12 protein-coding genes are annotated in these 13225 nt (G+C 71.0%); 9 read left to right on the top strand and 3 right to left on the bottom strand.

The window, feature by feature from the left end:
• Positions 1–19: 19 nt before the first annotated feature.
• Entirely contained in the window at positions 20–451 is a 432-nt protein-coding gene (locus OG885_RS03485; protein WP_405725759.1) for a helix-turn-helix domain-containing protein, read from the bottom strand.
• Positions 452–531: 80 nt separating this feature from the next.
• Between OG885_RS03485 and OG885_RS03490 the strand changes: the two genes are divergently transcribed.
• From OG885_RS03490 to OG885_RS03505, 4 genes are all read left to right on the top strand, one after another.
• Complete coding sequence (locus tag OG885_RS03490) at positions 532–1380, top strand: class I SAM-dependent methyltransferase (protein ID WP_405725762.1); 849 nt, start codon at positions 532–534, stop codon at positions 1378–1380.
• Positions 1381–1483: 103 nt separating this feature from the next.
• Positions 1484–2188 carry a GNAT family N-acetyltransferase gene (locus OG885_RS03495; RefSeq protein ID WP_405725765.1) on the top strand — a complete coding sequence of 235 codons (705 nt, stop codon included), beginning with the start codon at positions 1484–1486 and terminating at the stop codon, positions 2186–2188.
• A 317-nt stretch (positions 2189–2505) separates the two neighbouring features.
• Positions 2506–2970, top strand: a complete 465-nt coding sequence (locus OG885_RS03500) for a cyclic nucleotide-binding domain-containing protein (protein WP_405725768.1) — start codon at positions 2506–2508, stop codon at positions 2968–2970.
• A gap of 73 nt (positions 2971–3043) precedes the next feature.
• Positions 3044–3316, top strand: coding sequence for a hypothetical protein (locus OG885_RS03505; RefSeq protein ID WP_405725771.1), 273 nt, complete (start codon positions 3044–3046; stop codon positions 3314–3316).
• 10 nt (positions 3317–3326) lie between these two features.
• Here OG885_RS03505 and OG885_RS03510 read toward each other — a convergent pair whose 3' ends face one another.
• Together OG885_RS03510 and OG885_RS03515 are read right to left on the bottom strand one after the other, a co-directional pair.
• Positions 3327–4157 (bottom strand): SDR family NAD(P)-dependent oxidoreductase, encoded by an 831-nt coding sequence (locus OG885_RS03510; RefSeq protein ID WP_405725774.1) that lies wholly within the window; start codon positions 4155–4157, stop codon positions 3327–3329.
• A gap of 69 nt (positions 4158–4226) precedes the next feature.
• Positions 4227–6362: a glycoside hydrolase family 36 protein gene (locus OG885_RS03515; RefSeq protein WP_405725777.1), complete on the bottom strand. Its 2136-nt coding sequence runs from the start codon at positions 6360–6362 to the stop codon at positions 4227–4229.
• Between the two features lie 76 nt (positions 6363–6438).
• On the opposite strand from OG885_RS03515, the gene OG885_RS03520 reads away from it, so the two are divergent.
• The 5 genes from OG885_RS03520 to OG885_RS03540 all read left to right on the top strand — a co-directional run bounded on the left by OG885_RS03520 (position 6439) and on the right by OG885_RS03540 (position 13163).
• Positions 6439–7470, top strand: coding sequence for a LacI family DNA-binding transcriptional regulator (locus OG885_RS03520; protein WP_405725780.1), 1032 nt, complete (start codon positions 6439–6441; stop codon positions 7468–7470).
• Positions 7471–7536: 66 nt separating this feature from the next.
• On the top strand, positions 7537–8865 hold the full coding sequence (locus OG885_RS03525; RefSeq protein WP_405742561.1) for an ABC transporter substrate-binding protein: 1329 nt from the start codon (positions 7537–7539) through the stop codon (positions 8863–8865).
• A 2-nt stretch (positions 8866–8867) separates the two neighbouring features.
• A complete protein-coding gene (locus OG885_RS03530; protein WP_405725783.1) occupies positions 8868–9791 on the top strand; it encodes a carbohydrate ABC transporter permease in 924 nt (307 codons plus the stop codon).
• Positions 9788–10612 (top strand): carbohydrate ABC transporter permease, encoded by an 825-nt coding sequence (locus OG885_RS03535; RefSeq protein WP_405725786.1) that lies wholly within the window; start codon positions 9788–9790, stop codon positions 10610–10612. Before OG885_RS03530 ends, OG885_RS03535 begins: the two co-directional genes overlap by 4 nt.
• A 16-nt stretch (positions 10613–10628) precedes the next feature.
• Positions 10629–13163 carry a cellulosome protein gene (locus OG885_RS03540; protein ID WP_405725789.1) on the top strand — a complete coding sequence of 845 codons (2535 nt, stop codon included), beginning with the start codon at positions 10629–10631 and terminating at the stop codon, positions 13161–13163.
• Positions 13164–13225: the final 62 nt, after the last annotated feature.

Below are 13225 nucleotides of genomic sequence, written 5' to 3' on the forward strand. Positions count from 1 at the left end.
GGCCGCGGCCCGGGCGGGATCAGCGGGGCCCGGCGGTGCGCCTGCCCGGCGGGGTCACGCCGCCCGTCGCCGCGGCGGCGAGGAGGCCGCGGAAGGTGGGGCATTCCAGGTGGCTCGGCGCGGGACAGGCGGCGGCGTGCCGCAAGGAGTCGCGCAGGACGCTCAGTTCACTGATCCGGGCCTCCAGTTCGTCCGCCTTGGCCGCGAGCATCCCTCGGTCGATGTCGGGCTGCCCGTCGGCCGCGAACGTGCGCGCGATCTCGTCGAGCGAGAAGCCCGCGGTGCGGCCCAGCGCGATCAGCGCGAGGCGCTCGATGACATCGGGGTCGTACTGGCGGCGCAGACCCCGTCTTCCGCAGGAGGCGATCAGCCCCTTCTCCTCGTAGTACCGCAGAGTCGAGGCGGGGACGCCCGCGCGTCGGGCCACCTCGCCGATGTCCAGGACCGTCATCTCGTTTGACCTCAAGTCGGCTTGAAGTAGCACGCTGTCATTCCGGACCCGCCGTCGGCAAGCAAGGACAGGAGACGATCATGGAGATCAAGCACCCGACCGAGGACGACCAGCCGGGCCGCTGGGGCGGTCGCGCCGGCCATGTCTGGGTCGCGAAGCAGGAGTTGCTGGACGGGCTGCTCAAACCCTTGGAGGAGCTGCTCGTCGAGGGGCTGACCACCGCGGCCGGAGGCCGGGTGCTCGATGTCGGCTGCGGCACCGGGAGCACCACGGTGGCCGTCGCCCGGCGGCTCGGTCCCGAAGGGCGGTGCGTGGGCGTCGACATCTCCGAACCGATGATCGGCGCCGCCCGGGACCGCGCGGCCGAGGCGGGCGTGCCGGCGTCGTTCGTCGTGGCGGACGCGGCGGACCATCCGTTCGAGCCCGCGACCTTCGACGCCGTCGTCTCGCGCCTGGGTGTGATGTTCTTCGACGACTCGGTACGGGCGTTCACTCACCTTCGGCGTGCCGCGCGGGACGGGGCCGGGCTGCGGTTCGTCGCCTGGCGTGGGCCCGAGGAGAACCCGTTCATGACCACGGCCGAGCGGGCCGCCGCCCCGCTCGTACCGCAGCTGCCGGCCCGACGGCCGGACGGCCCCGGGCAGTTCGCCTTCGCGGACGCGGACGTGGTCCGCGGCGTCCTGGCCGAGAGCGGGTGGGGTGAGATCGGCATCGAGCCGGTCGAACTGCCCTGCGTACTGCCGACGAGCGAGCTGGTGGGCTACTTCACCGAGCTCGGCCCCCTCGGGATGCTCCTCCCCGACCTGGACGAGGAGATCCGGCCGCGTGTCGTCGAGACGGTCCGCGCCGCCTTCGAACCGTTCGTGCACGGTCCCGAAGTCCGCTTCACGGCGGCCTGTTGGGTGGTGGACGCCAGAGCGGCAGGCTGACGCCCGCCCACCCACAGGGCGCGACATTTCGGTCGTCAGCGAGGGAAGGGGACGTACGATGCGGGAGCCGCGCCCGGCCTCCCCCGTCACGAAAGGCCCCACGATGACGAACAGCGACGCCACCGTGCTCGACGACCCGGTGGGCTCGTCACTCGGCGGTCATCACGCGCATCTCGCCCAGGCGCTCGGCCGGGCCGCCACCTATGTACCGGGGGTCGCGTCCTTCTCGGCGGTGCCCGCCGACGCGGAGGCGAGGGACTGGGCCGATCTGGCCCAGCTGCTCGGGGGCGGGCAGTTCGCCGATCTGTTCAGCTGCCCGGCCGCCCCACCATCGGACTGGGAGCCGGTCTTCGTCCTCGAAGGCCGGCAGCTGATCCGGCCCGGCGGCGGCCCGGCCGAGCAGGCGGACGACGTGAGCGGTGCCGACGTGGTGGAACTGAGCGCGGCGGACGTCCCCGAGATGCTCGACCTCGTCACCCGCACCGAACCGGGCCCGTTCTGGCCCCGCACCCACGAGCTCGGCACCTACCTCGGCATCCGCGACGGCGGCCGGCTGGTGGCCATGGCGGGCGAACGGCTCCGGCCGCCGGGCTGGACCGAGATCAGCGCGGTCTGCACGGCCCCGGAGGCACGCGGCCGGGGCCACGCCCGGCGCCTGATCGGCGCGCTCACCGCACGCATCGAGTCCCGGGGCGAACGCCCTTTTCTGCACGTGGCCGAGGCGAACACCGGTGCGCTCGCGCTGTACGAACGACTCGGCTTCGAGAGCCGGAAACCGGTGACGTTCCGGGGATTCCGTACGCCGTGACGGGCCGCTGAGGGGAGGTCAGCGGGGCGGCGGGCCGGGGCCGGCGTGCGTCGTCCACCCGACTCCTCGACGATGCCGGGCGCCGAGCCGATGACGGCGGGCGGGGTGACCCTGATCGCACAGGGTGCCGACGGTCGTCCGCAGGGTGACGGAGGGTGCCGCACGGGCTGCCGGGTGGCCCTGGGGTGGGGCCGAGTGGCCCATGGCCGGGGCGGGACCCAGTGGTCACGCTGGTGGTGGTAGCTCCGTAGACCTTCTCGGAGGCCGTACGCCTGTCCCAGAGCCCTTGGGGCACGTGACTGTCTGGAGGCGGCACCATGAACGCTCCCGCAACGACGAGCATGCCGCGGGCGCTGCCCGCCGCGCACCGGGACCGTCTGCTGCGGATCGCCCGCGAGGTGTCCTTCCCCGAGGGTGTCCGGCTCTTCGAGGAGGGCGCGCGGGCGGACCGGTTCTGGATCATCCGGACCGGCACCGTCGACCTTGACGTCCGGGTGCCGGGCCGGCGCGCCGCGGTCATCGAGTCCCTGGGACACAACGAGCTGATCGGCTGGTCCTGGCTGTTCCCGCCGTACGTCTGGCATCTGGGCGCCGGGACGTCGTCGCCGCTGCGGGCGTACGAGTTCGACGCGTCGGCCGTACGTCAGTTGTGCCAGGCCGACCCCGACTTCGGGCGGAGCATCGCCCGGTGGGTCGGCGAAGTGGTCGCGCATCGCCTGCAGGCGGCCCGCACCCGGCTGCTCGACCTGTACGCCCCCTACGGCAGCGGCGGACTGCGCTGACCTCGGCCTATCGATCACGTCTGCGTGGGCCGATCGTCCGGCCCACGCAGACGTGATCGATAGGCTGGCCGACGTGGACGAGACGTGGGAGACGGTGTGCCGGGTCTGCGGATTCGACGACGGCGACGTGTTCTGGGCGGACGGCTGGCCGACCCAGGAGATCTGCTCCTGCTGCGGCAACGAGTCGGACGTCGGTGACGAGAGCGTGATGGGGCTGCGCACCTGTCGCGGCTACTGGGTCGGCCAGGGCGCCCCGTGGACGAGCCCCGGTATGGAACGCAAACACAAGGCCCAGGGGTGGGACCTGCTGCGGCAGTTGGCGAACATCCCGGAAGAGTGGCGCTGACACCCGCACGTCACAACCCGGCCTGCGTGGGGCGCGACTTGCTCAACTGCTTCAGCAGAACCGCCTCCAGCAGGCTGGTCACCCGCAGTGGGGCCAGTCGCCGGGCCCGCCACAGGGTGGTCGTGCCCCGTCCGGGGAACGCCAGGACGCGTCCCCTGGCCAGGGCACGTTCGGCGGAGCGCAGCACGATGTCGGGGTGGATGCCGGGGGCGTCGCTGATGACGTCGGGATGGCCGCGTTGCATCTCGGTGAGCATCGGCGTCTCCACGGCGGGCGGGCAGACACACACGACCCGGACGCCGCTGCCTGCGCACTCCCGGGCGAGCACCTCGGCCATCGCGACGAGCGCGGCCTTGGACGCGGAGTAGGCCCCCACCGACGTCATCGGCACCCATCCGGCGATGGAGGCGACCAGGATCAGCGCGCCACCCCGCCCGGCGGCCATGCGGGGCACGACGGCCCGGGCCACCTGCACGCTGCCGAGGTAGTTGACCCGCACCAACTGCTCGATGTCGGCGAGTGGTTGGTCCAGCAGCCGGCCCACGCGGGCGATGCCGGCGCAGTGCATGACCCGCGTCGGCGTTCCGACGGCGGCCTCGACATCCTGGAGGGTCCGGTCCAGTGCGTCGGCGTCCGTGACATCGCAGGTGAAGGTGTGCAGGCCATTGTGGCGGGGCAGTTGGGCGAGGCGCTCGGCGTCGATGTCCAGGGCCGCGACCGGATGGCCTCGCCGGGCGTGGGCGAGGGCGGCGTGTCTCCCGATGCCGCTGGCCGCTCCCGTCACCAGGACGGCCTGCGCGCCGGTGTCCGAAGTGGTGCCGATCCGCCTGCTTCCGATCACGTCGGCTCCCGCGAAGAGGACTCGGAGGTTCCGAGGCGGCACGTCGCAGCCTCGCAGAAGAATCCTTGCCTACGCCCCCGCGGTCAACCGCACCAGCAACACACCCGGCGTCCGCGGCACCGACACCCTGACCGCGTCCCCGTCCCACTCGGCCGTGCCGACGGACGCGTCCCCCGGGTGCAGGACCTCCGGGTGCACCGCCTGCCCGGCCAAATGGCCGACGGGCAGGCTCAGTTCGGTCTCCCCGCCGCGCCGCCACACCGACAGGTACGTCGTACGGCCGTCAGGCACGCGCATGCCGAGTGCGAGCCACTCGTCCGTCCAGCCCGGCAGCCCCAGCGGCCAGAACGGCAGGGCCGTCGCGAGGTCCCGGCGGATGCTCCTGTACACGTCCACCGCGTCGCGCACGAGCCGGAGTTGGGGCGTGGACATCCGGTTCAGATGCCCGGACAGGTGGATGCGGCCGAGGAGCGCGCCGCCAAGGGCGAAGCGGATCAGGTCGTCGTCGAACTCGGGTTGCGGGTACGCCCACACGGCGCCCTGTTCCGGCGGGACGGCCGTCGGGGCGGAGGCGGAGATGGGCGGGTAGCGCAGCGGGTCCTGCTGGTCGCTGGTGGACTGGAGCTGGGTGACGGCCAGGGTGGCGCCGTCCATGCGCAGGCCCCCCGAAGCGCAGTTCTCGATGACCAGTGCCGGGTACCGGTCCAGGACGTCGGAGAGCCAGTCGAGGTATGCCTGCGCGTGCCCCAGCAGCCCGGCGCCGGGCGCGAGGTCGCCGGGGCCGTGGGTGCCGGGGTCGACGACGATGTTGTAGTCGAGCTTGAGATAGCCCACGCCCCACTCCCCCACGATCCGGTCCACCGTCCGGTCGAGGTGGGCGCGGGCGGCCGGGTGCCGCAGGTCGAGCTGGTGGCGGCCCTGTTCGGTGAGGCGTACGCCGTCGCGCTGGAAGAACGCGTCGGGCGGCAGCGTCGTCGCGAGCGGACTGTCCACGCCGATGACCTCCGGCTCCAGCCACAGCCCGGGCACCATGCCGCGTGCGCGGATGCGGTCCAGTACGGCTTGGATGCCGCCGCCCGGAAAGCGGCGGGGCGAGGGTTCCCAGGCACCGACGCTGTTCCACCAGCCGCCGTCGGCGGTGTCGTCGTACCAGCCGGAGTCGATGCAGAAGTACTCCGCGCCGGCCTCGGCGGCGGCGTCGATCAGTGGGAGGAGTTTGGCCGTCGTGGGGTCGCCCATCAGCGTGTTCATGTAGTCGTTGAAGACGACCGGCAGGTGTGTGTGGTCCGGGTGCGGGCGGCGGACGAGGCGGCGGTACGAGGTGAGGGCGCCCATCGCCGCGTCGAACCCGGTGCCCAGCGCGAGCACGCCCGCCACCGTGGTGAACTCCTCGCCCGGTGCGAGCCGGACCCGCCACTGGTGTGCGGCGTCGGTGGGGCCGTTCAGCGCCAGGTGGCTGCCCCCGGCGTGTTCGCCGAGGTCCCAGCGCCAGCCCGCCGGGGACTCGATCTGCCACAGCCAGGTCCGGCCGTCGTCCCGTCGGGTCAGCGCGCCCATCGGCAGATGGCCGTCGGTGGGCCAACTGCCGCGTCCGGTCAGGGCGAGGGCGGCCCGGCTGTCGTGCTGGTGGGCGTCGGCGTTGATGTCGGCGACGGTCGCGCGCAGCGGTTCGGTGTACCAGCGGCACTCCGCGAGCCAGTCGTTGCGGGCACGGTGGACGTCGAGGGCGTCCGGCCCGGGCAGGCCGGCGAGCAGGAGGCTGCTGACGGACTGGACGACGAGAGGTGTGTCGCCGTCGTTGCGCAGGCGCACCCGGGACCGCAGGACGGGGACGCCGGACGGGGAGGACAGCTCGGCGAAGGCCGTCAACCCGCTTGCGGGGTCGTGGAGTTCGACAGTGAGGCGCTCCCATCCATCACGGCGGTCCGCGTGGTGGCCCCGGTAGCGGAGGCGGGAGCCGAGGGCCGTGCCGGTGAAGCGCGGGCCGGACCAGCCGCTGCCGTGCCCCAGGGCGGTGAGCTCGACGAGCGGGAGCGCGGTCTCGGGGTCGCCGGAGCCGGTGCCGTCGAGCCGGATCGGCCGCAGCGTTCCGTCGGCGGCGGTGGCGAACTCGGCCCTCAGCTGCGCATGTCCCCAACTGAACGTGCCTCGTGAGGAGTTCGGAACGCGCTGATCGAGCTCCCCCGTATCCGCCGTACCGGTCAAGGCGCTCCCCCTCGGTCGCGTGAATCCGTTGTTACGTTCTCTTGACGCCCCGTGTGTGACCGGTCACAATCCTCGCATGAATGTGACCGGTCACACAAGGAGCCCGGCAAGCATCAGGGACGTCGCGGCCGCCGCCGGCGTCTCCTACCAGACCGTCTCCCGGGTGATCAACGGCCACCCCAGCGTCAAGCCGTCGACCCGGGAGCGGGTGCTCGCCGCCATCGACGAGCTGGGCTTCCGGCGCAGCGCGACCGCGCTCGCCCTGGCCAGCGGACGCACCCGGGCCGTGACCGTGCTCACCGCCAACACCACCCACTACGGCTACGCCTCGATCCTCCAGGGCGTCGAGGAGGCCGCGCGCGCCGCCTCCTACGCGGTCGGGATCAGCGTCCTGGAGTCGGCCGACGAGACCGCCGTCGCCGCGGAGGTGCGAAGAGCGGCCGACGCGGGTGGCGGCCTGATCGTGATCGCCTACGATCCGGCCGGTGTCCGCGCCCTGGGCACCGTCCCGGCCGGGGTGCCGGTCGTCGGCGTGGTGGAGACCCCGGCGAGCCCGCCCGGCGAGCACCGCCCCTGGGTGTGGACCGACGACCGCGCGGCCGCCTACGAGGCGACCCGTCATCTGCTCTCGCTCGGGCACGAGACCGTGCACTACGTCGCCATCCCGTCCAGCACCCGCCGCACGAGCGCCCGCACCAGCGGCTGGCGGCAGGCCCTGAAGGAGGCCGGCGCCCCGCAACCCCGCCCGGTGCAGGGCAGTTGGGGTCCCGCGGGCGGCCACGCGGCGGGGCTGAAGCTGGCGAAGGACCCCACCGTCACCGCGGTCCTGTGCGGCAACGACGACCTGGCGCTCGGCGTCCTGCGCGCCCTGCACGAGGCGGGCCGCCCGGTGCCGGGCGCGGTCAGCGTGGCCGGGTTCGACGACGCCCCGCACTCCGCCTATCTCACGCCCTCCCTGACGACCGTACGCCTGGACTTCACCGGACTGGGGCGGTCCGCGTTCGCGCTGCTGCACGGGGCGCTGGAGGAGTCGGCGCAGATCGCCCCGCACCCGGTCTCCGTCCCGGAGCTGGTGGTCCGGGAGAGCTCGGGGCCGCCGCCCTCCTGAACACCGCCCGTCTGCACGGCAGTTGTGAGTCCCGCTTCCTGAACCACCTGCTCCGAAAGGCACGTGATGAAGAGAAGAGCACTCCCCGCACTGGCCCTGATATCCGCCCTCGCCCTGGCCGCCACCGCGTGCAGCGACCCCACCGCGGCCGACTCGGACTCCGGCTCCGACGCCAGACAGACGGCCGTTGACCCCACCGCCCGCCTCGACGGCGTGAAGCTCACGATGTGGACCGCGCAGAACACGGTCAACGCGCCGAAGCAGGTGATCGACGCGTTCGAGAAGGCCACCGGCGCCGAGGTCGAGACCCAGGCGATCCCGGACCTGTACGAGCAGAACGTGCCGACCAAGCTGGCCTCCGGCGACCGCCCCGACCTGATGTTCTGGCAACCCAGCATCTCCACCCTGCCGTTCGTCCAGCCGAAGCAGAACCTCCTCCCCCTCGACGGGGAACCGTGGGAGGCGAAGCTCGGCGACACCGAGAAGTCGCTCGGCATGATCGACGGCAAGCGGTACGCGGCGATCGTCACCAGCCCCGCCATGCTCGGCGTCTACTACAACAAGGACGTCTTCGCCAAGGCCGGACTGAGCGAGAAGGACTTCCCGAAGTCGTACGACGAGTTGCTCGCCCTCGGTCACAAGGTGGTCGACAAGACGGACGCGGCCGCCTTCTACGAGGCCGGCGGTGACAAGTGGCCGTTGCAGTGGCAGACGCAGATCCAGCTCACCGACCTCGACCAGACGTGGTGGGACGGGCTGAACCGGAACAAGGAGAAGTGGACCGACCCCGTCGTGGTCGGCGCGATCAAGAAGTACAAGGACAAGCTCCTTGACGCCGGGCTGGCCCAGAAGAACTACCGCACCGGCACCTTCACCGGACAGGCCGACGCCCTGTGGAAGGGCGAGGCCGGGATGGTCCTCAACGTCACCTCCTTCCAGAGTCAGTTGCAGGCCAAGTACTCCACCGCCGAGATCGACCGGCGGATCGGCTGGTTCCCCGTCGCCAACTCCTCGGCCACCGGCCTGTATTCGCCCGACCAGACCAACGGTGTGGTCGCCTTCAGGACGGGAGACGAGAAGCGGCAGAACGCGGCCCGGCAGTTCCTCGCCTTCTGGCTCGGGCCCGACTACGCGGACTACATCAAGGCGATGAAGATCCCGTCCGTGCAGCCTTCCGTGCCCACTCCCGACGGTCTGCCGCAGACCTCCAAGGACCAGGTCGAGGCCCTGTCGACCGCCATCGGCGTCTTCCAGGCGAAGGCGATCGTCGCCCCGGACACGCATCTGTACCTGGCCGACATGATCTACGGGAAGAAGAACCCGCAACAGGTCGCCCAGGCCATCCAGGACCAGTTCGCCCAGGTGGCCAAGGCGCAGGCCGCGCCCGGATTCTGACGATGGCTCATACGGTCGTACGCGCCAAGAAACCCGCGCCGGTGTCGGGCGCGCCGAAGAGGCCGGGGCGACTGCCGCGGGCCGCGGTGCACCATCCCTGGTGGTTCGCCCTCCCGGCGATCGTCGTCTTCGCGGGCTTCTTCCTGGTCCCCAACCTGCTCAACTTCTACTACCCGTTCACCAACTGGTCCTCCTACCACCCGGACATCGCCTTCACCGGCCTGGACAACTTCAGGACCATCGCCGACGACGGCTCTCTGCTGCGGGCGATCCGGACGACCCTGCTGTACGCGGTGCTCGCGGCGTTCTTCCAGAACGGCTTCGGACTGGTGCTCGCCCTGCTCCTTGAGGACGACACCCGCTTCAACCGCTTCTTCCGGGCGGCCTTCTTCCTTCCGGTGCTCATCTCGGCTCTGGCGACGGGCTACGTCTTCCAGGCGCTCCTCGACCAGGACGGCGCCGTCAACTCCGTGCTGGGGGGCGACATTCCGTGGCTGGGGTCGACGACGTGGACGCTGGTGGTGGTCTCGCTCATCCACGGCTGGAAGTGGATGGGGCTGGCGATGCTGATCTATCTGGCCGGGCTCAAGGGCATCCCGGGGGACATGCTGGAGGCCGCGCGGATGGACGGGGCCGGGCCGTTGCGCACCTTCTGGTCGGTGCGGTGGCCGATGCTGGCCCCGGCCGTCACCTTCAACGTGACCACGGCGCTGATCGGTTCGATGAACACCTTCGACATCGTGCAGGCCACGACCGGTGGCGGGCCCGCCGCGTCCACCGAGGTCTTCAACATCTACATGTTCCGGATCTTCGGGCAGGGCCTGTACGCCCAGGCCTCCGCGATGAGTCTGGTCCTGTTCCTGGTCGTGGTGGCCGTGGCGATCCCGCTGGTCGTCGGACTGCGCCGAAGGGAGCAACTCCTGTGACCCCGGTGTGGCGTTACGCCCGCCCGGCCCTCGTCGTCCTGCTGGCCGGCCTCGCCGTCGGCGTACCGCTGTGGCTGGTCGCCGTCACCTCGGCCAAGCCCCAGGCCGAGGCCATCAGGCCGAACCTGGACCTGCCTCGGCACTGGCAGCCCGCGGACAACTACGCGGACGCCGTCAGCCAGGGCGAGATGCTCCGCGGCTTCCTCAACTCCCTGCTGGTCGTGGTGCCTTCGGTGATCCTCGTCCTGCTGCTGGGGGCGGGCGCCGCCTGGGTCTTCGCGCGCCGCGGGTCCAAGCTGGTCTCGGCGGCGTACGCGCTGTGCATCAGCGGTCTGCTGCTGCCGCCCGCCGTCATCACCATCGTGATGGAGCTGCGGCAGCTCGGCCTCGCGAACACCCGCCCCGGCATGATCGCCGTCTACACCGGCATGTATCTGTCGACGTCCGTCTTCTTCATGACCGGGTTCATCCGGGCGATCCCCGTCGAACTGGAGGAGGCGGCCCGTATCGACGGGGCACCCCCGTGGCGGATCTTCGCGCGGATCGTCCTGCCCCTGCTCAGGCCGGTGATCGCCACCGCGACGATCATGGTGATGCTCTATGCCTGGAGCGATGTCTTCTACGCGTTCTTCGTCCTCGGCGGCGGAGAGCGGGCGACCCTGCCGCTCAACCTGTACCAGGTCGCCAGCGCCCAGCTCTACCTCGAGAACTGGCATCTCGTCTTCGCGTACGTCGTGGTGATGAGCCTGCCGATGGTCGCCGTGTTCCTCGTCGGCCAGCGAAAGATCGTGTCCGGAATCACCAGTGGAGCCGTCAAATAACCGGAGGTCCGCCAGCGTGCTCGCCCCCACCCGCACGAGATCCCGAACCGCCCTGCTGACAGCCGTGCTCGCCCTCGCCGCCCTCGTCCCCACCCTGGGCTCCGCGTCGGCCGCCGACCCGCAACGTCTCACCGTCGACCTGGCCGACTCCGAGGGCCCGGTGACGCTCGGCGCCAACGGCGCCCTGTACGGCCTCGGCGACGACGGTGTCCCCAGCGATGCCGCCCTGGCACCCCTGAAGATCACCAGCATCTCGCAGAAACCGGAGGGCGGCGCCCAGCACCCCAACGGCGACGCACTCTCCGTCTCCAAGTCGTTCTTCCGCAACGGCGGCGGCGAGATCAACGTGATGATGCAGGACATGTACGCCAAGTGGCCGTACGAGGATCTCGGCATCGAGGACTACCTCCCCAAGGTCGACAAGATCACCCAGGAGATAGCGGCCGACCCGAACAGCGACCGTTTCGTCTACATCCCGTTCAACGAGCCGGACTTCATCTGGTACAAGCTCAACCTCACCGACCAGGCCGCGTACGAGGTCGAACGCGACCGCTTCTTCGCGCACTGGAAGACGGTCTACCACCGCATCCGCGCCATCGACCCGGACGCGGTGATCGCGGGGCCCAACGAGACCGGCTACTACCCGCGCTTCCTGCGGGACTTCCTCACCTTCGCCCAGCGCGAGAACGTCCTGCCGCAGATCATGACCTGGCACGAGCTGAGCTCCGGGTCGCTGCGCGACTTCCAGGGCCACTACGACAACTACCGTGCTCTTGAACGGGAGTTGGGCATCGGCCCGCTCAGGATCAACATCGACGAGTACGCGAATCGCCGGGACCTGTCCGTGCCGGGGCAGCTCGTGCAGTGGGTCTCGATGTTCGAGAGGAACAAGGTGTACGCCAACATGGCGTACTGGGACGCCGCCGGCAATCTCAGCGGCCAGGTGGTGCGCTCCAACATCCCCAATGGCGGCTGGTGGTTCTTCCGTTGGTACGCCGGGCTGACCGGCGACACGGTGAAGGTGACCCCGCCGCAGCCGAACACCATCGACACCCTCCAGGGCCTCGCCTCCCTGGACTCCTCCCGCCGCCAGGCCCAGGTCCTGCTGGGCGGTTCGGCCGGCGACTCCGATGTCGTGGTGCGCAACGTCCCCCGCTCCGTCTTCGGCCGCACGGTCACCGCGACCGTCGCCGAGGCGGCCTGGTCCGGGTACGAGGGGCAGCACGCCGCGCCGCAGGTGCTGACCCGCGCCAAGCTCAAGGTGGCGAATGACGGCACGGTGACCGTCCCGCTGCGCGGCCTGCACAAGATGTCGGCGTACCGGATCGTCCTCACCCCCGCAGGCTCGGGCACCCCCTCCCCCGCCGCCGTCCCGTGGTCGGCGTCGTACGAGGCCGAGGACGCGGCGATCACCGCCGGGCAGATCTACACGCAGGGCACGGTGAGCAACGCCAACGGCTACGCCGCCTCCGGCACCAAGGACGTCGGCTCCCTCAACGAGCCTTCCAGCAAGGTGGACTTCACGGTGTCGGTCCCGACGGACGGCACATACGACCTGTCCATCCTCTACGGCAACCAGTCCGGCGGCCCGGCCACCCAACGGTTGTCGGTCGACGGCGCCGACCCGGTCACGGTCTCGTACCCCTCCACCGAGAACTGGACCTACCGCGCCAAGAACGACGTCGACATCCGGCTCACGGCGGGCTCCCACGTGCTGACCCTGGCCAAGGGCGACGCCGAGGTCACACTCGACCGCATCGACCTCACGGCCCGTACCGGCGAGGCCTCCGCGTCGTACGAGGCCACCCTCGCCGACATCAGCGGCAGGCCGTCGTACGACTACTCCTCGTCGTCCGGCGTCGGCACGGGCGCTCTCGTGCTGCGTACCGGTGACAAGGCAGTCTTCGACGTCTACGCCCCGCGCGACGGCTACTTCACGGTCCGCTCGCGTGCCTCCGCGCCCGTGAGGCTGCGGCTGCACGGGGAGACGGTGACGGCCGCGCCGGGACAGCCCCTACGGTTGTACCTGGTGGTCGGGAACAACCGTGTCGCGCTGAGCGCGAAGCACACCTCCGTCCGTTCTCTCGACGTCTCGGGCGACGGCTCGACGGCCAGCACGCTCGCCTACGAGGCCGCGTCGGCCACCCTGTCGGGCGGCGCCGAACTCGTCGACTCCGCGCACGCCTCCGGCGGCTCCTACATCGGCTCGCTCGGCAACAGCCCTGACAGCACCGCCGAGTTCACGGTGAACGCGCCACGGTCCGGCCGCTATCTCCTCGTCGTGCGGTACGCGCACAACGAGCGGCGCGACAACGGGCACGCGTACAACACCGACATCATGTCCCGTACGGCGGACATCACCGTGGACTCCGGCGCCCCGACCCGGGCCACCTTCAAGAACACCTGGAGCTGGGACGACTACTGGACGCTCGGCGTCCCGGTCGAGCTGAAGAAGGGCCCCAACACGGTGACGTTCGGCAACCCGATCGGATGGGCGCCGAACATCGACCGGATCGAACTGGGGCGTGTGGTGGGAGAGTTCCGGCACTGATCGCGGCGCGCCACGTCACCGGGCCCGTGCGACCTCACGGCCCGGTGACACGTGCGTCACAG

Source organism: Streptomyces sp. NBC_00028, assembly GCF_045041065.1.
Classification (GTDB): Bacteria; Actinomycetota; Actinomycetes; order Streptomycetales; family Streptomycetaceae; genus Streptomyces.

Bases quoted from the DNA above. Each gene is read 5' to 3' on its own strand.
- OG885_RS03495 (WP_405725765.1), top strand. From the start codon at position 1,484: ATGACGAACAGCGACGCCACCGTGCTCGACGACCCGGTGGGCTCGTCA.
- OG885_RS03485 (WP_405725759.1), bottom strand. From the start codon at position 451: ATGACGGTCCTGGACATCGGCGAGGTGGCCCGACGCGCGGGCGTCCCC.
- OG885_RS03525 (WP_405742561.1), top strand. From the start codon at position 7,537: ATGAAGAGAAGAGCACTCCCCGCACTGGCCCTGATATCCGCCCTCGCC.
- OG885_RS03520 (WP_405725780.1), top strand. From the start codon at position 6,439: ATGAATGTGACCGGTCACACAAGGAGCCCGGCAAGCATCAGGGACGTC.
- OG885_RS03490 (WP_405725762.1), top strand. From the start codon at position 532: ATGGAGATCAAGCACCCGACCGAGGACGACCAGCCGGGCCGCTGGGGC.
- OG885_RS03530 (WP_405725783.1), top strand. From the start codon at position 8,868: ATGGCTCATACGGTCGTACGCGCCAAGAAACCCGCGCCGGTGTCGGGC.
- OG885_RS03500 (WP_405725768.1), top strand. From the start codon at position 2,506: ATGAACGCTCCCGCAACGACGAGCATGCCGCGGGCGCTGCCCGCCGCG.